The sequence below is a fragment of the Curtobacterium sp. MCBA15_005 genome (assembly GCF_001864855.1).
GTDB classification, from domain to species: Bacteria; Actinomycetota; Actinomycetes; order Actinomycetales; family Microbacteriaceae; genus Curtobacterium; species Curtobacterium flaccumfaciens.
The window spans coordinates 14,558-32,204 of record NZ_MJGL01000003.1 but is presented as its reverse complement, the minus strand read 5'-3'; the positions used below and the strand labels follow the sequence as shown (position 1 = coordinate 32,204).

At 72.4% G+C, this 17,647-nt stretch carries 21 protein-coding genes; 16 read left to right on the top strand and 5 right to left on the bottom strand.

The genetic code is table 11. The features are described from left to right. Nucleotides 1-20: 20 nt before the first annotated feature. Nucleotides 21-1,220 (bottom strand): MFS transporter, encoded by a 1,200-nt coding sequence (locus BIU89_RS01305; RefSeq protein ID WP_071244444.1) that lies wholly within the window; start codon nt 1,218-1,220, stop codon nt 21-23. 342 nt (nt 1,221-1,562) lie between these two features. On the opposite strand from BIU89_RS01305, the gene BIU89_RS18330 reads away from it, so the two are divergent. The 6 genes from BIU89_RS18330 to arr all read left to right on the top strand — a co-directional run bounded on the left by BIU89_RS18330 (nt 1,563) and on the right by arr (nt 5,125). Then, nucleotides 1,563-1,910, top strand: a complete 348-nt coding sequence (locus tag BIU89_RS18330; RefSeq protein WP_175474950.1) for a cyclophilin-like fold protein — start codon at nt 1,563-1,565, stop codon at nt 1,908-1,910. A gap of 53 nt (nt 1,911-1,963) precedes the next feature. Next, nucleotides 1,964-2,806: an SDR family NAD(P)-dependent oxidoreductase gene (locus BIU89_RS01295; protein WP_071244439.1), complete on the top strand. Its 843-nt coding sequence runs from the start codon at nt 1,964-1,966 to the stop codon at nt 2,804-2,806. A 73-nt stretch (nt 2,807-2,879) separates the two neighbouring features. Further along, nucleotides 2,880-3,728, top strand: a complete 849-nt coding sequence (locus BIU89_RS01290; protein ID WP_071244437.1) for an alpha/beta fold hydrolase — start codon at nt 2,880-2,882, stop codon at nt 3,726-3,728. Further along, on the top strand, nt 3,721-4,293 hold the full coding sequence (locus tag BIU89_RS01285; RefSeq protein WP_071244435.1) for a TetR/AcrR family transcriptional regulator: 573 nt from the start codon (nt 3,721-3,723) through the stop codon (nt 4,291-4,293). The genes BIU89_RS01290 and BIU89_RS01285 overlap by 8 nt, the downstream gene beginning before the upstream one ends. After that, nucleotides 4,290-4,682: a hypothetical protein gene (locus BIU89_RS01280; protein ID WP_071244433.1), complete on the top strand. Its 393-nt coding sequence runs from the start codon at nt 4,290-4,292 to the stop codon at nt 4,680-4,682. The genes BIU89_RS01285 and BIU89_RS01280 overlap by 4 nt, the downstream gene beginning before the upstream one ends. A 20-nt stretch (nt 4,683-4,702) precedes the next feature. Beyond that, nucleotides 4,703-5,125, top strand: a complete 423-nt coding sequence (gene arr, locus BIU89_RS01275) for an NAD(+)--rifampin ADP-ribosyltransferase (protein ID WP_071244431.1) — start codon at nt 4,703-4,705, stop codon at nt 5,123-5,125. 6 nt (nt 5,126-5,131) lie between these two features. Here the strand turns inward: arr and BIU89_RS01270 are convergent, their stop codons facing one another. Then, nucleotides 5,132-6,436: a glutathionylspermidine synthase family protein gene (locus BIU89_RS01270; RefSeq protein WP_071244428.1), complete on the bottom strand. Its 1,305-nt coding sequence runs from the start codon at nt 6,434-6,436 to the stop codon at nt 5,132-5,134. After that, a complete protein-coding gene (locus tag BIU89_RS01265; protein ID WP_152377983.1) occupies nt 6,436-6,807 on the bottom strand; it encodes a tRNA-dihydrouridine synthase in 372 nt (123 codons plus the stop codon). Before BIU89_RS01265 ends, BIU89_RS01270 begins: the two co-directional genes overlap by 1 nt. Nucleotides 6,808-6,940: 133 nt before the next feature. Between BIU89_RS01265 and BIU89_RS01260 the strand changes: the two genes are divergently transcribed. Beyond that, nucleotides 6,941-7,447 (top strand): hypothetical protein, encoded by a 507-nt coding sequence (locus BIU89_RS01260; protein WP_071244425.1) that lies wholly within the window; start codon nt 6,941-6,943, stop codon nt 7,445-7,447. A 131-nt stretch (nt 7,448-7,578) separates the two neighbouring features. Then, nucleotides 7,579-8,106, top strand: a complete 528-nt coding sequence (locus BIU89_RS01255) for a COG4315 family predicted lipoprotein (RefSeq protein ID WP_071244423.1) — start codon at nt 7,579-7,581, stop codon at nt 8,104-8,106. A gap of 45 nt (nt 8,107-8,151) precedes the next feature. Here BIU89_RS01255 and BIU89_RS01250 read toward each other — a convergent pair whose 3' ends face one another. Further along, complete coding sequence (locus tag BIU89_RS01250; protein ID WP_071244421.1) at nt 8,152-8,805, bottom strand: TetR family transcriptional regulator; 654 nt, start codon at nt 8,803-8,805, stop codon at nt 8,152-8,154. Between the two features lie 185 nt (nt 8,806-8,990). Between BIU89_RS01250 and BIU89_RS01245 the strand changes: the two genes are divergently transcribed. From BIU89_RS01245 to BIU89_RS01220, 6 genes are all read left to right on the top strand, one after another. Next, nucleotides 8,991-9,488: a hypothetical protein gene (locus BIU89_RS01245; protein WP_071244419.1), complete on the top strand. Its 498-nt coding sequence runs from the start codon at nt 8,991-8,993 to the stop codon at nt 9,486-9,488. 3 nt (nt 9,489-9,491) lie between these two features. Beyond that, nucleotides 9,492-10,313 carry a trypsin-like serine protease gene (locus tag BIU89_RS01240; protein ID WP_071244413.1) on the top strand — a complete coding sequence of 274 codons (822 nt, stop codon included), beginning with the start codon at nt 9,492-9,494 and terminating at the stop codon, nt 10,311-10,313. Between the two features lie 170 nt (nt 10,314-10,483). Further along, nucleotides 10,484-11,590, top strand: coding sequence for a tyrosine-protein phosphatase (locus BIU89_RS01235; RefSeq protein WP_071244410.1), 1,107 nt, complete (start codon nt 10,484-10,486; stop codon nt 11,588-11,590). A 138-nt stretch (nt 11,591-11,728) separates the two neighbouring features. Next, the gene (locus BIU89_RS01230; protein WP_071244407.1) at nt 11,729-12,748 is read left to right on the top strand and encodes a LacI family DNA-binding transcriptional regulator; all 1,020 of its coding nucleotides are present in this window, start codon (nt 11,729-11,731) and stop codon (nt 12,746-12,748) included. Between the two features lie 162 nt (nt 12,749-12,910). Continuing rightward, on the top strand, nt 12,911-13,561 hold the full coding sequence (locus BIU89_RS01225) for a 2'-5' RNA ligase family protein (protein WP_071244405.1): 651 nt from the start codon (nt 12,911-12,913) through the stop codon (nt 13,559-13,561). A gap of 2 nt (nt 13,562-13,563) precedes the next feature. Further along, nucleotides 13,564-14,583, top strand: coding sequence for a LacI family DNA-binding transcriptional regulator (locus BIU89_RS01220; protein ID WP_071244402.1), 1,020 nt, complete (start codon nt 13,564-13,566; stop codon nt 14,581-14,583). Between the two features lie 76 nt (nt 14,584-14,659). On the opposite strand, the gene BIU89_RS01215 is transcribed toward BIU89_RS01220, so the two are convergent. Then, nucleotides 14,660-15,550 (bottom strand): inositol monophosphatase family protein, encoded by an 891-nt coding sequence (locus tag BIU89_RS01215; protein ID WP_071244399.1) that lies wholly within the window; start codon nt 15,548-15,550, stop codon nt 14,660-14,662. Nucleotides 15,551-15,791: 241 nt separating this feature from the next. Here BIU89_RS01215 and BIU89_RS01210 point away from each other — a divergent pair, with 241 nt between their 5' ends. Beyond that, entirely contained in the window at nt 15,792-16,769 is a 978-nt protein-coding gene (locus tag BIU89_RS01210; RefSeq protein ID WP_071244396.1) for a carbohydrate ABC transporter permease, read from the top strand. Next, nucleotides 16,769-17,599, top strand: a complete 831-nt coding sequence (locus tag BIU89_RS01205) for a carbohydrate ABC transporter permease (RefSeq protein ID WP_071244393.1) — start codon at nt 16,769-16,771, stop codon at nt 17,597-17,599. Before BIU89_RS01210 ends, BIU89_RS01205 begins: the two co-directional genes overlap by 1 nt. The last annotated feature ends 48 nt before the right edge of the window (nt 17,600-17,647 follow it).

The following is a 17,647-nucleotide window of genomic DNA, read 5'->3' as shown; positions in this document are numbered from 1 at the left end:
CGGTCGCGGTCGCGGTCGCGTCAGAGCTTCGCGGGGAACGCCGATCCGCGACCGATGACGGTGAGGAGCGCCGCGACCGCCCCGAACACGATCATCACCACGGCGAGCACTAGCCCGTCGAAGGCAGTCAGCAGGGCTGCGCCGAACAGGCCGGCCGCGAAGATCGCGATGTTGAACGCGACCGGCAGGAACGCGCTCGCGACGTCGGCGTCCTCGCCGCCGGCGGTCGTCAGGGCGGCCTGCAGCTGCGTCGACGAACCGCCGAAGCCGATCCCCCACAGGCCCGCGGCCACCAGGACCGCGACCGGCGACGTGTGGCCGACGAGGAGCACCACGCCGGCCAGGACGAACAGGCCAACGCTGCCGTGCAGCAGGGGTCGCGGGTGCCGGTCGAGCAGGGCGCCGGTCACGACGACGCCGAGGATCGCGGCGATCCCGTAGACGAGCAGCACCAGCCCGGCGCTCAGGTCGGTGCCGGTCGCCCGCAGGTACGGCGAGATGTACGTGTAGATCGTGTCGTGTGCCACCATCCACGTCGCGATCACGGCGAGGATGACCGCGATGCCGCGGATCCGGAACACCTTCACGACGGACAGCTTCGCGGCGCTCGTCTGCCCCGGGGCATCCGGCACGAACAGCGCGATCAGCGCCAGGACCACCACGCCGACCAGGCTCAGCCCGATGAACGACGACCGCCAGCCCAGGGCGTCGCCGATGAAGGACCCGAGCGGCGTGCCCAGCGCGAACCCCACCGGCGCGCCCGTCGAGACGATCGCGAGCGACACCCCGGCGAAGCGGGCCGGGCTGATCCGCCGGGCGTAGGTGGCGAACATGCCCCAGATCGTCCCCGACATCGCGCCGGCGACGAACCGGGTGACCAGCGCGACCGCGACGTTCGGCGCGAACGCGGTCAGGGTGTTCGCGACGAGCAGCACGGCGATGGCGGCCACGATGAGCGGCTTGCGGCGGAACCCGCGGGTCAGGGCGATCGCCGGGACCGTGGCGATGACCGTCCCCATCGCGTACGCGCTGACGAACAGGCCGACCGTGCCCTCGCTCGTGCCCATCCCGTCGGCGATCGCGGGCAACAGCCCGGCCGGCATCGTCTCCATGGCGACGAGGAGGAACCCGATCGCGGCGAGCAGGGCGAGCGGGAACCAGGGCAGTCGGCCGTCGGTCGCCCGGTCGGTCGTGGGGAGGTCGGAGGTCGTCGTGGTCACGGACCGACGGTAGGGGCATCGTTGGGCGGACAGGGAGGTTCTGCAGGACCCCGTTTCGCCGGAGCCTCACTGGGCGGGTGGTGGTGGGGGTTCGATGGTGGGTGTCCACCAACTCAGGGAGCTCCGATGCACATCCACACCAGACGCCGTACCGCCGAGGGTCCGGTCGTCGCGCTGGCTCTGCTCGCGTCGGCTCCGGTCGTCGCGCTCGTGGTGGGAACGCTCGCCGGGTGCAGCGGCGTCGAGCGCGCGGAGTCGCCTGCGCCGGCAGCTGCGACGTCGACTGCGTCTGCGTCTCCTTCAGCAGCTCCCACGATCACCACCCCGACGGAGGCCGACCCCGTGCACATCACCATCGAGCTCGACGGCGAGATCCTGACCGGCCGGCTGACCGACAGCGCGACGGCGCGCGCGCTGGCCGCCCAGCTGCCGGCGACGCTGTCGTTCGGCGACTACGGTGGCCAGGAGCAGATCGCCCGGCTCCCCACGCCGCTCGACACCACCGGCGCCCCGAGCACGAGCGATGCGCCGGCGGGCACCATCGCGTACTACGCGCCGGACCAGTCGATCGTCCTGTACTACACGGACGTCGGCAGCTTCTCGGGGATCGTGCCGATCGGCACCGTCGACGACGTCGGAGCGGTGCGCGACCTGCCGTCCGGCGCCGCCACCGTCCGAGTGCGCGGCTGACGGGCGTCCGTCCCCTTCTTCGCGTCCCTTCCATCGAACAGGAACCACACACCATGACCGGAACCAGCACCTTCCTCATCACCGGCACGAGCCGCGGGATGGGCACCGACTTCGCCCGGGCAGCCCTCGACGCCGGGCACCGGGTCGTGGCGACCGGACGCGACCCCGAGCGGGTCCGCGCCGTCCTCGGCGACCACGAGCGCCTGCTCGCCGTCGCGCTCGACGTGACCGACCCGGAATCGGTCCGGGCCGCCGTCGACGCCGCGACCGAACGCTTCGGCGGCGTCGACGTCCTGGTGAACAACGCCGGGAGCTTCCAGGCCGGGTACTTCGAGGAGATCTCGGCCGAGCAGTTCCGCGCGCAGATGGAGACGAACTTCTTCGGAGCGCTCGCTGTGACGCGCGCCGTGCTCCCGGTCATGCGACGGCAGCGCTCCGGGCACGTCATCAGCATCAGCTCCACCGCGGGCATCGTCGCCGGCGCCGGTGGGAGCGCCTACTCGGCGTCGAAGTTCGCGCTCGAGGGCTGGATGGAGGCCCTGCACGACGAGGTGGCACCCTTCGGCATCCACACCACCGTGGTCGAGCCCGGCTTCTTCCGCACCGACCTGCTGGCCGAGGGCGACTCGACCTTCTGGGGCGACGTCGCGATCGACGACTACGCCCCGCTCTCGGCCGGGTCGAAGGAGTTCTTCCGCGGCATGCGGGGCAACCAGTCCGGCGACCCCGCGAAGCTCGCGCAGGTGCTGCTGACGCTGATCGCGATGCCCGAGCCGCCGCTGCGGTTCGCCGCCGGCGCGGACAGCGTGGCGGGGATCGTGCAGAAGGGACAGCAGCTCGTCGAGCAGGCGCAGGCGTTCCCCGAGCTGTCGACGACGCTCGACCTGGATGCGTGACACCTGCCCCTTGCCAACCTCGGCTACGGGTATTAGCCTTTCAGTTACTACCCGTAGCCTGAGGAGCCACGACATGCTCGAACACCTGGACACCGAGGGCGGCACGATCGCCTACGACCTCTCCGGAGCAGGCCCGCTCGTGGTCCTCGCCCACGGCATGGGCGACAGCCGGCACGCCTACCGTTTCGTCGTGCCGGAGCTCGTCGCGGCCGGCTACCGCGTGGCGAACGTCGACCTCCGCGGCTGCGGCGACTCGAGCACCGGGTGGGCCGGCTACGAGCGCGCCGACATCGCACGCGACCTCGTCGCCGTGGCCCGCCACCTCGGTGGCCCGGCTGTGGTCGTCGGGCAGTCCATCAGCGGCGGTGCGGCGACGATCGCCGCGGCGACCGCCCCGGACCTGGTCGCGGGCATCGTCGAACTGGCGCCGTTCACGCGCAAGCAGTCCGTCGACCTGGGCGGACTGCTGCGCAACCGCCGGCACCGCGCCGGCACCGTCCAGCTCGCGCGGGTCATGACGAGCGGCAGCCTGCCCGGCTGGCTCGCGTACCTCGACATCGCGGTGCCCACCAAGCCCGCCGACTGGGCGACGGAACGCAGCCGGATCGAGACGACCCTGCGGCTGCCGGAGCGGATGGCGGTCCTCCGCGCCATGACCCGCACGTCGCCCGCCGACGCCGGCGAGCAGCTGGGTGCCGTCCGGTGCCCCGTGCTCGTCGTCGAAGGCAGCGCCGATCCGGACTGGGCCGAGCCCCGCGCCGAGGGCGAGCGGATCCTCACCGACCTGCCGGACGGCCTCGGCGAACTCGCCGTGATCGACGGTGCCGGTCACTACCCCCACACCGAGACGCCGGCAGCGCTCCTCGCCCTGCTGCTGCCGTTCCTCGCCCGCACGCTGCCCGTCGCAGGTCCCGTTGCCTAGGGCGGGGCTCGACCCGGCGACCGTCACCGAGGCCGCGGCGACGCTGGCCGACGAGATCGGCCTCGCCCAGCTGAGCATGAGCGTCGTCGCCGATCGCCTCGGGGTGAAGGCACCGTCGCTGTACAAGCACGTCGACGGACTCGGCGACCTCACCCGCAGGATCGCGATCCTCGGCGCGAACGAGCTCGGTGACGCGCTCCGCGACGCCATGCAGGGGCGCAGCGGTCGGAGTGCGCTCGAGGCGGCGGTGCAGACCGTGCGCCGGAGCGTCCAGGAGCACCCGGCGCGGTACCAGGCGGCCGTCAGCGTCCGGCCGACCGGTGCTGATGACCCCCTGGCGGTCGCTCTCGGCCGCACCCTGGCGTCCTTCGCCGCGGCGCTCCGCGACTACCCGCTCGACCCGGCCGACGAGATCCACGCGCTCCGGCTGCTCCGCAGCGTCCTGCACGGGTTCGCGACGATCGAGGCGTCCGGTGGGTTCCAGATGGACACGGACGTGGATGCGAGTGCCGCGTGGATGGTCGACTTCCTGGATCGTGGCTTCCGTGCCGCGACGACACGGTGACCGCATCCACGGCGGCGCGCCCGTCGAGGCCCGTCGGGCACGACCCGCTCCGTGGCGGCCTGCGGTTCCTGGCGGAGCTCGTCGCGTGGGTGGCCGTTCCCTGGGCACTGTGGTCCCACTCGCCGGTGCTCGCGATCGCCGCCGTCCTGGTCCTCGTCGTGCCGCCGGCGGTGTTCGGGACCCCTGGCGACCGACCTGGCGGTGACCCGCCGGTCGCGGCGCCGGGAGCGGTCACGATCGCGTCCGTCCTCGCGCACCTCGTGGGGGCGGTCGCTGCGGCCTGGATCCTGTGGCCGACGGCGGTCGCGATCGTCGTCACCGTCCTGTGCGTCGCCGTCGTCGTCTCGGAACAGCCGCGGTGGCGCGCGCTGGTCGGACACGGGCACTGAGTCGTTCGTAGGCTGACGCCATGGCAGCAGCAGACGAGACCGGTCCGTTCTGGCACGGCACCGTGGCGGCCCTGCGACCCGGGGAGTTCCTCTCCCCCGGTTTCCGCTCGAACTACCGCCCCGACGTCGTGATGAACCACGTGTACTTCACGGCGACCCGCGACGGAGCCGGGCTCGCGGCCGAACTCGCGGCCGAGCTCGTACCCGGCGACCGTGAGCCGCGCGTGTACCGTGTCGAGCCGACCGGTCCCTTCGAGGACGACCCGAACGTGACCGACAAGAAGTTCCCCGGCAACCCGACCCGGTCGTACCGCAGTGCCCTCCCGCTCCGCGTGGTCGGCGAGGAGACCGGGTGGACACGGCTCACCCCGGAGGCGTTGCGCCAGTGGCGGGAACGGCTCGTCGCGCTCCCGCCCGAGGAACGCGGCGAGATCGTCAACTGACCGACGTCAGGCCGCGATCAGGTTCGGGGCGAACCGGCACCAGTAGTCCGTGATCGGCCCGTCGGACTCGCGGATGCCGACCCCGAAGGACTCGCCGCCGACGACCCACGACCCGAGCACCGGGTGGTTGTGCCCGTTCGACCCCGGGAAGTCCGGGAGCTCGTGGTACTGCTGCCACACCCGTTCGGCCCCGGTACCGGGGCGCCGGTACTCGCGACCGTTCGTCGTGACCGAACCGTCGGCTCGGTGCACCGCGATGCCGTCGCCCTCGCGCCCGAACACGGGCTTCACGACGAAGTCGCGCATGCCGTTCGGACCGTCCGCGAAGGCCGGCAGCAGGTTCGGGTGGCCCGGGAACAAGCGCCAGAGCGCGACGAGCAGCAGCTTGTTCGACAGGAACATCTTCCACGCCGGCTCGTACCAGCGGCCGAGCCGCCCGCGGTCGCTGACCAGGAAGGCGCCGAACTCCTCGTCGCCCTGCGCCCGGTCGTCTCCGGAGACGAGGTCCTCCCACGGGTACAGCTTGAAGAGGTTGCGGATCACCGGGTACTGGGTCCCCGGCTCGTCCCCGGGCAGCGTGAACACGCTCCGCGACGAACCGGCCGGCTCCTGGTCGCCGACGAACTGGCGGGCCGTCGCGTGCCAGCCGATGTCCTTCATCTCGATGCCGGTGTGCTCCCACCCGGCCTCCCCCGCCAGGTCGCGCATGTAGGCCACGGTGTCCCAGTCCTCGCCCGCCGTGTCGAGGTCGGAGTGCGCCACGAACAGTCGGCCACCGTCCTCGGCGCGCAGGGACTCGTGCAGCAGTGTCCGCCAGCGCGCCACCATCGCCTCGTGGATGCCGTTCCACTGGTCGGTCTCGGCGGAGAGTTCGCCGGTGGCGAGCCGGTCCTGCATCCAGTGCCACTGCGTGACCGATGCCTCGATCAACCCGGTCGGGGTGTCCCCGTTGTACTCGAGCATCTTGGCGGGTGAACCGTCTCCGGCGTAGGCCAGGTCGAACCGCGCGTACAGGTCGGGCTCATCGTGCTCGAGCGACCAGGCGGCGAGGTCGAACCCTGCTCGCGTCAGGCCCAGCGTGCCGAGGGCACCGGTGGCGAGGTACCGCGCGGCTTCGAGGCACATCCGGTGCAGTTCCTCGGTCTGCCGCTCGAGCGCCTCGACCTCCGGCAGCGTGAAGACGTACGCGGCGGTGTCGTTCCAGTACTCGACGGGCGTGCCGTCGTCGCGGACCGACCGCGAGTAGATCAACCCGGTCTGCTGGATCCGGCGCCGCCAGTCCGGACGCTCGGGGAACTCGATGCGCTCCATCAGCCGCCGAACCCACCGTGTCCGCCGGCTCCGCCGAAGCCGCCCTTGGTGACGGAGCTCCCACGGGACGAGACGCCGGCCTTCGCGGTCTTCCCGGCGGGCAGGGCGCTCGTGCCGCCGGAGACCGCGTCCCCCACGCCGGGGACCCTCGTGGCACGGTTGGCGAAGAGCGGCAGGAAGTACCAGCCGGCGTGCCCGCCGTGGTTGTTGCAGTCGTCGTCCGGCAGACGCTTCTCGGTCGCGTTGTCGCGGCAGATCTTCGCGTAGTCGCTGTCGACGCCGGCTCCCTCGCCGCACCCGGTCAACGACGCTGCCAGGGCTGCGACCACCCCGATGGAGACGACACGGGAAGCACGGCGACGAACACTCACGAAGGGGAACAGTACCGCTCACCACGGACCGGTGTCCGCGTCGGCACGTCGGCCAGCGCAGACGATCGTCTGGCGAACCGGTAGCGTGTGCGGTGGCGGCACCCGCCGCACACCGTCCACGAGAGGGTCGACCATGTCGCGGAGCACCGATCGGGCCCGGGTGGCACCGATCGCCCTCGCCGTCGGGGTCGCGGCGCTCGCGGTCGCCCTCGCGCTGCCCGCGCCGACCACACCGGGACCCGAGGCGCTCGGGGTGGGGGCATCCGGCGCGCTCGGCACCGCACTCGGCGCGCCGCCCGCGGCGAACAGCACGCACCGGTTCGCGATCAGGTCTCCACGGACGGTCGGCACGGAGCGGGTGGTGCGCGTCCGGTTCGCCGGCTCGGGGAGGCCCGGCGCCGTCGTGGTCGTCCACTACGCCGCCCCGGAGAGCCAGGTCGCGACCGTCCACGTCGCGGAGGTCGAGCCGGGCAGCAGCGCCGTCGGCCCGACCGGCCGGTTCGCCTTCACCGCGGCGTTGCCCGAGCTGCCCCGCGGCGCTGAACGGGCATCCTGGAGCGCCCTGCTGATCGACCCCGCGTCACTGGCCGTCATCGGCCGCGTCGAGGGCGTCCACCTCGTCGAGCAGACGGACCCCTGACGCCCTGCTCCGTGGCCCCGCTCGATGAGAGGGCGCGCAGGGTGCTGGCCGCCGCACCATCCTGCGGTTACGTTCGCTAGACGAACGTCTGGCCAGCAGTCAGCGGCGAGACCTGACCACGAGGAGCCCCCGTGTCGACACCCCACCGCACCCCGTCATCCCGACCCGTGTCCATCGCACTCGGGGCCGCGTTGCTCCTGGCCCTCGGCCTCGCAGGCTGTTCCACGGCCGGGTCCGCGACACCCTCGCCCTCCCCGTCCCCCGCCGCGCAGGGCGACGCACCCGCGACGACCGACTCGTCACCCTCGGTCGACGTGACCGTCGCCGCGACGTCGCTCGGCAAGGTCGTCGTCGACGGCAAGGGCATGACCGCCTACTACTTCGACGCCGACGTCAAGGACTCCGGCACGAGCACCTGCACCGGTGGATGCGCGACCGCGTGGCCCGCGATCGAGGCGACCACGACGACGCCGAAGGTGTCCGGCATCACCGGCACGGTCGGCACCATCAAGGGCGTCGACGGCGGACGGCAGATCACCATCGACGGTCGGCCGATCTACACCTTCGTCGGGGACGAGAAGGCCGGCGATGTGACGGGTCAGGGCGACAAGGGCGTCTGGTACGTCGTGAACCCGGACGGGACCGAGCAGAAGAAGTAGCCCGGAGGCCCCGGCGGGACGGCAGATATGCCGGCACCGCCGGGGTCAGTTCTCGGCCAGGCCCGGGTCCCCGCCCACGCGCACGGGCTCCACCCGCTCGAGCAGCGCATACACACCGGGCAATCCGAGCCCGGTGAACAGCGCCGCCCACAGGTCACGGAGCTGCCCCTCGGTGTCCCGCGTCAACCGCACGCTCGTCCGGGCCCACATCACCCCGAAGGTGGACGTCAGCACCAGGTCCGCCGCACGTGCCCACTCGGGATCGGAGTCCGGGCCGACACCTCCGCTCGAAGCCGACAGGTGCCGACGGACGTAGTCATCCCAGGTGAAGACCCGCGGGATCACCTCCCCCGCACCACGGAGTTCGTGACTCAGCCGGATGGCCCCGGCCGCCACCGAACACCGCATCGCGTCCGAACAGGCGGACGTCAGCATGACGAGCAGGTGCTCGAGCCCCGCGGGCTGCCTGATCCGCGAGTCGATCGCCGCCCAACGCACCTGCTGCCGCTCGATGACCGCGAAGGCGAGCTCGTGCTTGGACGAGAACACGTGGTAGCCGATCGCCGACTTCGGCCGGTCCATGGCGGCGGCCACCCGCGCGAACGAGGTCCCCGCGTAGCCGTGGCTCGCGAACTCGGACGCCGCGGCCTCGATGATCTGCTCGCGGGTCTTGGTCTTCGCCTGCTGCCGCTGGTTCATCGCACTCCTCGGTCGGGCCTTGGTTCATCATACGAACGTCTGACCAGGCATGGGCAGTGGTCACACCGGGGGCGATGCCTCTGATCTCCTCAGGTTCACTATTTCGCTAGACGATCGTCTGACGCGTTGTTAGCGTTCACGCACACCGAGCCGCCCGGCCGCACCGCCACGAACCGAGGAGTCCCATGCGTTCCACCCCGTCCACCCAGCGCACCCCGTCGGTCCGCCGACTGACCGTGCTCGCGACCTGCATCACCCTCGGCGGTGCGCTCGCCGCAGGCGTCCTGGTCCCCGCGCAGGCCGGAGCCGCCACGATCTCCCACACGACGCACACCACGCACACCTCGGCCCAGCCTGCGGCCGTGACGTTCACCGCCAAGACCTACGGCGGACCCGACCGGAAGAGCTTCACCGGCATCACCTTCGCCGGGACCGGCAAGCCCGACACCCTGGTCATCGTCTACTACGACGCTCCGGGCAAGCCCCGCGGCCTGTTCGACAAGCACATCGCCGAGGTCACGTCGGGGGACGACTTCGTCAGCGCCAGCGGCCACTACCGCTTCACCGCGGCGTTCCCGGACCTGCCGCGCGGGACGACGACGCTGCACTGGCACGCCCGGCTCGCCGACCCGGACACCCTGTCGGTGATCGGACGCGTCAACGGCACCCGCACGCTCGGCTGACCCGTGACCAGCCACGCGCACCCGGCGCTCGTCCGCGCCCTGGCCGTCGCCGTGTCCCTGGCGGCCGTCGTCGGGGCCACCCTCACCTGGGCTCCTTCCGCCTCGGCCACCACGAGCGACCCCGACCGGGTCGCAGCGCCGATCATCGCCGGCACCGAGGTCGGGGTCCCCGGCGGCACCTGCACGGTCGGTGCCGTGCTGGCCGCGAAGGGGTTCCGCAGCCAGTTCACGCAGTACCAGCGTGCGACCCGGTGGGTCGTGCTCGCGAGGCACTGCGCGCCGCTGCAGGCACCCGTGCAGCTCGACGGTGCGACCGTCGGCAGCGTGGTCTGGCAGTCCGCGGAGTCGGACCTCGAACTCGCGGTCGTCCCGCCCCTGGCGTGCACCCGGGCCCGGGCGGCGACCGGGTCGTGCGACCCGTCCGTCGCGACCTGGACGCCTCGGGCATCGGGTCGCGTGTTCAATCGGGTCGGCGGGGTCCTGGCACGTCCCGCCGTGACCGGCATCGGTCAACCGGATGCCGATCCCTTCTGCACCAGCGGGGCGTCCAGCGGGCTGCTGTGTTCCTGGACGTCCACACGTGTGCCGGCAGCAAGCCGTCCCGGCGCGCAGCACCTCGCCGCCGCGCGCGCCGACGCCGGCGCCGGCGCCGGCATCGAGCCGGGCGACGCCGGCGGACCGGTGATCAGCACCACGAACCGGCTGTACGGGATCATCTCGGGCAGCACGACGACGAGCACGACAGGCTCGACGGTGCTGCTCTACACGCCCGTCCAGCAGGTGCTGACCGAGCTGTTCCGGTACCGGCTGGCCCCGGCGTCCTGAGGCGCGGGCCGCCGGGTGGGCGACTGAGCGCTGCCTCATGACCCGGACACACCCCGGCCACCTCGCCGCCACACCGCCGACGACCCTCGCCGCGATCCTGCGGGGAGCCGGACGTCACCACGTCCGGCTCCCCACGACCCCAGGGTCCTGATCAGATCGAGGTTGCCCCCGTGTCCCCGCGCCGCCACTCCCCACTCACCCGCTCCCCACGCCTCCACTCCCCGCGCACCACCCGCGTCGCCGCGACCGCCCTCGCCGGCCTGGCCGTCGTCGCCTCCGCCGCGTTCTCCGTCACCGCCGCCCACGCCGACGACACCCTGCAGCCGGCCTTCACCGCCGCCGACCACCCGATCACCGACGTCCCCGGGCTGGTCAACGGCCGTGAGCTCGCCGCGGTCCACGGCCGGTCCGGTCAGACCGTGAACGCCCCGCGGCTGATCCGCTCCGAGTCACTCGACAAGATCACCGCGGCCGGGGCCACGACCCTGGCCGACGAGTACCACGTCGACCTCGTCGTCGACCTGCGCACGCCGTCCCAGATCGCCGCGAAGCCGGACGTCGCGATCCCGGGTGCACGACACGTCGACATCTCGATGTTCGGCGCGGACGGCGACTACAGCGACGACACCGCGATGTACCACGACCTGGTCGACAAGGGCCGGGTCGACCAGGCGACACCCGGGTCGATGATCACCGCGTACCGCCGGGTGCTCCGGATCCTCGCCACGCACACCAGCGGCACGGTCCTGATCCACTGCTCCCACGGCATGGACCGCACCGGCACCGTCGTGGACCTGCTCGACCGGGTGCTCGGCGTCGCCAGCGCGGACATCCTGCACGACTACCTGCTCTCGAACACGCAGCTCGGGGTGACCTGGGCCACACCGCAGCTGCTGCAGGGCACCTTCGAGCAGGACATCGCGACCGAGTACGGCGGCATGGGCTCGTACCTGAGCGGCACGATCGGCGTGACGAAGCACGAGGCCGCCGCCCTGCGCGAGCGCTTCCTCGTGTCGAACGACCCCACCGCGTCCTCCATCACGGTCGCGGGCGTGCGCGTCCACCTGCCCGCCGCTGCCTCGTCGCACGGCGCGACGGTCACGGCCCCGGTCCGGACGCTGCGGGCCGCCGACGTCCACGTGCACACGACGAACCCGAACGCGGTCGCCGCAGTGCACGTGTCCGGCAGGACGGCACGCATCACGGTCACCGCCCAGGACGGCACCACGACGAAGGAGTACCGCCTGACGGTCCGCCGCCCGGCGACGAAGCGCTAGCCCGGCACCCACGCCGACCGCCCGCGGCCCGCGCCGGGCGGTCGGCGTGACCAACTGTTCACCACCACCGTCGCCCGGTCCGGGCGTCCCTCCGGCTACCGTGACACTCGTGCAGTCCTCCAGACAACGGCGCCCGCGGTGACCGGACACCCCGCCGTCCCGACCATCCACGACGTCGCCGCCCTGGCCGGTGTGTCGAAGTCGGTCGTCTCCCGCGCCCTCGCCGGCGCGTACGGCGTGGCTCCGTCGACGACCGAGCGGGTCAAGCGCGCCGCGCTCGACCTGGGCTACGTCGCGAACGCGAACGCCCGTGGCATGTCGGCACACCGCACGCACACGCTCGGGGTGTTCGTCCGCGATGCCTCCACCCCGTTCTACGGGCACCTGCTGACCGCGTTCCAGCTGCAGGCGGCGGCGCGCGGGTACCGCGTCGTCACCGCCACCGGTGCGGGGTCGTTCCCGGTCAGCGAGGAACGCCGGGCGCTCGAGACCTTGGTCTCCCTGCGCGTCGAGGGGCTCATCGTCTGCAGCGGGGCCCTGCCGATCGCCGACGTGCTGCCGTTCGCCCGACGCATCCCGACCGTGGTCTCCGGGCGCCCCGAGACGAACGATGCGGTGAGCAGCGCGTACTGCGACGAGCGCGGCGGCGGACGGGGGCTCGCCGACCACGTCGCCGACCTCGGACACCGTCGCGTCGCCGTGCTGACGGTCACACCGTCCGGGTCACTGACGCAGTCGGCGCGGACCGACGCGATGGTGCGCCGACTCCGTGCGCGCGGCGCCGAGGTGCTCCGGATCCGCTCCGAGGACCACGGCGCGGACCCCGAGGACCTCGACTCGCTCGTCGAGCAGGTGCTCCGGGTCGGTGGCGTGACGGCGATCATGGCACCGAGCGACCGCTGGGCCGTCGGAGTGCTCGAGTCGATGCGCCGCCGCGGCCTCCGCGCACCGGACGACCTGTCGGTCACGGGCTACGACGGGGTCGCCCCACTCGCCACCGAGCTGCTCGGCATCACCTCGTGGCGACAGCCGCTCGGCCTGATCGGTCGTCTGTCCGTGGACGACGTGGTCGACCAGATCGACGGTCGCTCGACGGGCGTCACCCACAACGCGGTCGACGGCGCCCTGGTACCGGGTCGGACCGCCGCTCGGGTCTGACCGTCGGGCGGAGCGACGAGAACGGCCGGCCCCGCGTCGCCGACACCCATCGTTCACCGTTCCGTCACGGACCGACGGGTGAGATCCGGGCCCGTCCAGTCGATCATGGGGAACGTTCCCGACCATCGGGAACGTTCCCCATCCCCGATCCCGGACGGACCCATGCCCCAGAACGTCACCGCCAAGCTGCCGCGCGACCCGAGCGACCCGTACCGCCACGGCATCTACCTGCGCCCGGACGCCCGCACCTGCCGAGCCGTCACGGTCGTCACCGACCAGCTCCGGGCGCAGTACGGCCTGCTGTCGGCCGGTGCCTTCCCTCCGCACGCCACACTCGTCGGCAGCCAGCCGTTCGGCAGCCACGAGGACCAGGTCGTCGCGGCCGTCACGGCACTGCTCGACGGCCGACCGGCGTTCGACGTCCACAACGCCGGCGTCCGTGAACAGGGCATCGGGTTCGTCTACGACGTCGCGACCCGACCGGACGGCTCGCACAACGACGACTTCGTCCGGCTCGCAGCCGACATCGAGGCCGTGGTCGCACCGTTCCGGCAGCCGATGCAGGTCCCGCTGGCGAACGACTACGACCCGGAGCAGTACCGCGCGCACCTCTCCCTCGCCTCGCACGACCTGTACGGCCGACCGGACCTGCACGACGAGGTCGGCGCGTTCATCCGCGAGCTCGACGTCGATGTGCCGACCGGGTTCCGCGGCGACACCGTCGTGCTCTACCGGACCGCGAGCCCGGACTGGTCCGGTCGCTGGTGGCAGACGATGACGTGGGAGCACGTCCACACCTGGAAGCTCGCCTGACCGTGGCCGCGACCCTCCGCGACGTCGCCGAGCGGTGCGCCATCTCGCGATCGCTCGTGTCACTCGCCCTGCGGGGCGACGACGGTGTGTCCCGGCCACGTCGGGAACTCGCAGTGCGGACGGCGGACGAGCTGGGCCTCCCGGTCGGTTCGCTCGCCAGGCGACGCGCGCAGGGCGCGCCGCTCGTCCTCGGGGTGGTCATCACCGAAGCCGCGAACCCGTTCCACGACGAAGCACTCCGGAGCGCACGCGCGACCGCGCAGACCCTCGGGTTCGCGCTCCGCGTCGTGGACGGGTTCCGTGATCCTGCCCGGTTGGCCGACGGCCTGGAGGCCCTGCACGCCTCCCGCGGATCGGCCGACGGTGTGCTCGGGGTCGCGGTCCTGAGCAGTCGGCTCGCCCCGGCACGGCTCGCTGCGGTCGCGCGCGACCTGCCGGTCGCGGTCCTCGGATCCAGCGGTTCGGCGCTCGCCGGTCTCGGACTCGACACCGTGCGTGCCGACGAGGAGTCGGGCATGCGCGCGCTGGTGCTCCACCTCGCCGCACTCGGGCACCGACGCACGTGCTTCGTGGCGGAGTCCGGCCACCCGTCGACGACCCGTCGTGCCGTCGCGCACGCCGCGGTCACCGGGCAGCTCGGCGCACCGGGCGAGCACCGCGTCGACGACGTCGAGGCCCTGGCGGCGGACCCGGCACGGATCGCGCGGCACCTCGGTGACGGGGTCACGGCGTTCGTCGCGACGAACGACGCGACCGCGGCGCGGCTCGTCGCGATCGCCGACGGCGCGGGGCTCGCACTCCCCCGGATGGCGGCGGTGACCGGGTTCGACGGCACCGGTCTCGGCGAACGGCTCGACCTGACGAGTGTCGACCAGCCGCGCGTCCGGATGGGCGCGCGGGCGGTCGAGCTCGTGGTCGAGCGGCTCCGGGGTCGCCGCGGCGACCGGCACGAGGTGCTCACGACGCACCTGCTGCCGCGTGGGTCCACCGCGCGGGCGGTCGCCGGGCACCCGCTCGGCTGACCGCTCGCGACACCCGCGCCGGGTAAGTCGGCGGGGCAGACCGACGGGCGGGCCGACTGGCGGCCCGGTCGGCGGCTCAGTCGGCGGCGGTCGTGGCCGACAGCTCCTGCACCCGGCGCACCAGCTCGGCGTGCGATCCCCCGGCACCGGCGGCGACGTAGTCGTCCGCCAGGTGTGCGCGGTCGACGACTTCGCCCCGACGGAAGCCCCGGAACCACCCGCCGGCGCGCTCGAGCACCAGGGCTCCGGCGGCGACGTCCCACGGGTGCGTGGCGAAGCCCATCGTCACGTCCGACCACCCGGCGGCGACGTGCACCAGGTTGAGGGCACCGCTGCCGAGGCTGTGGTGGTGGCGGTACCGGAGCGTCAGGTCCCGGAGCAGGTCGAACGCCGCGGCCTCGCCGAGCAGGTCGAGGTCCTGCTGCACGGGGAAGCTCGTCAGGACCGTCGCTGCGTCATCCGGCCCCGACGACGAGTGCATCGGCGCACCGTCGAGCCAGGCGCCGGCGTCGTCCGCCGCGAACACGTGGTCCGCGACCGGGTCGAAGACCACCCCGGCGACGACCTCGCCGTCGACCTCGGCCGCGATCGAGATGCACCAGTACGCGAGTCCGCGGGCGAAGTTCGCGGTGCCGTCGATCGGGTCCACGATCCACCGCACCACGGGGTCATCGGTGCTGCCGGTGTCCCCGGTGCCGTCGGTGTCCGCGGTGGTGCCGGTACTGCCGGTACTGCCGGTACTGCCGGTTTCCTCGCCGAGGACAACGGAGCCGGGCACGGCTGCGGTGAGCACCGCCGTGATCGCCTCTTCCGCGGCACGGTCGTGCAGGGTCACCACGTCGTGCGCGTCGCGCTTCGTGCTGATCGTCATCGGGGCGCGGAACACGGCGAGCAGGTCGGGAGCGACGGTGCGCGCGGCCTCCTCGGCGATCGCCCGGAGTGTCTGGGGAGCAGGAACGGTTCGCATGGTCCCCGGTTCTACGACGTCGAGGCTCCTGGACGGCGAACCACGCCGGTCGACGGACCGAACCCGAGGTGAACGCGCGGCGTGCGGCGGTGAACGTCGGCGCCCGATCGGCGGAGGGGTTGAACGCGGCGTGAACGGGTGACGGCGGGTGGTCGACGTGCCTTGACCGGTCTCCGACCCCCGCCGCACAGTGGAGTCGTTCCCGGTTAGGGAACGTTCCCTACTCGGAGGAGTCCGCCCCATGACGGTCCCCGTCAGGTCCGGCCTGGTCGCCGGTCCCCCGCGTGCCGCAGGGTCGCCGCAGTCGCGGCGGCCACCCCGGACGACCCGGACGACGCGGTCCTCGTTGCGCTCGGACCGCCGACTCGGTCTGGTGCTCCTCGCACCGGCGCTGCTCGCGTTCGCGGTCTTCGTCTTCTACCCGCTCGGCCGCGTCCTGGTCCTCAGCACCCAGGGCACCGACATCTTCGGTCAGCCGGCGGGCTCGGTGGGGCTGCAGAACTACGTCCGCACGTTCACCGACCCCGCGTTCGGACGGACGATGCTGACCACCGCGGTCTTCTGCGTCGGCGTGGTCGTCGGCCGGATCGTGTTCGGTCTGCTCGTGGTGATCCCCCTGACCGTGAAGCTCCGCGGCCTGCCGGTCTTCCGCGCACTCCTGACGGCGCCCATGGTCGTGTCCGTGTCAGCGGGGTCCGTCGCGTTCGCGGCGATGCTCGCACCCGGCAACGGGCTGCTGAACACGGTGATCACCCAGTTCGGCGGCGCGCCCGTCCCGTTCCTGACGAGCACGCAGTGGGCCCTGGCGAGCGTCATCGTCGTGACGATCTGGGGGTCGCTCGGGTTCACCGTGCTGCTCCTGCTCGGAGCGTTCGGCGCCATCGACCAGGACGTCATCGAGGCGGCGCACCTGGACGGTGCCGGGCCCGTGCGGACACTCTGGTCGATCTCCCTGCCGCTCGTCACGCCGACGCTCTTCTTCGTCGTCGTGACCGGCACCGTCGAGGCACTCACGACCTTCGGGCAGATCCAGATCCTCACCGGCGGCGGTCCGGCCGACTCGTCGAAGACCCTCGTCTACGCGATCTACCAGCAGGCGTTCGGGTCCGGCAGCGCGAACTTCGGCCTCGCCGCCGCGCTCGGGGTCGTCCTGTTCCTGCTGGTCCTCGGGCTGTCGCTGGTGCAGTTCGGCGTGCTCGAGAAGCGGGTGAACTACTGATGCGCCCCGTCACCGCACGCCGGCTCCGGAGCGTCTTCGTCTACGCCTGGCTCGTCATCGCTGTCGTCGTCGTCTGCTTCCCGCTCTACTACGTCTTCGAGGGCGCGCTCACCCCGACCCGGTACCTGGACCAGGGCCTCGCCGGTCTCGTGCCGATGCACCTGACACTCGACAACATCGTCCGGGCCACGCAGGTCGTCCCGCTCGGGCAGCAGTTCCTGAACAGCGTCGTCGTCACCCTCGCCCAGACGGTGCTGCAGGTCGTCATCGGCATCATCACCGCCTACGCCCTGGTGTTCTGTCGACTCCGGGGCACCCGCGCCCTGTTCCTCGTCCTGCTCGCCAGCATGATGATCCCCGGCGAGACAACGCTGATCGCGAACTACCTGACCGTCTCGTCGTGGCACCTCATCGACACGCTCCTGGTCGTCTTCCTGCCGTTCGTGGCCTCGGCGCTGACGATCTTCCTGTTCCGCCAGGCGTTCCTGAGCTTCCCGGACGAGCTGCGCGAAGCCGCGGTGCTCGACGGCGCCGGACACTTCCGGTTCGTCCGGTCCATGCTCCTGCCGCTCACCCGCCCGACGCTCGTCTCGGTCACCCTGGTGAGTGCGACGGCCGCCTGGAACGGGTTCTTCTGGCCGCTCCTCGTCACCAACTCGCCGGAGCACCGCACCGTGCAGGTCGGCATCGCCCAGCTGTCCGACGCCGAGGCCGCCGACATCGGCGTGGTCCTCGCCGGCGCCGCCATGGTGACCCTCCCCGTCCTGGTGCTCGTCCTCGTCGCCCAGCGGTTCCTCGCCGGCGGCCTGACCGCCGGGGCACTCAAGTGATGACACGTTCGCTCCCCTCCCCGACCCCCGCCCGCCCCACACCCGAAG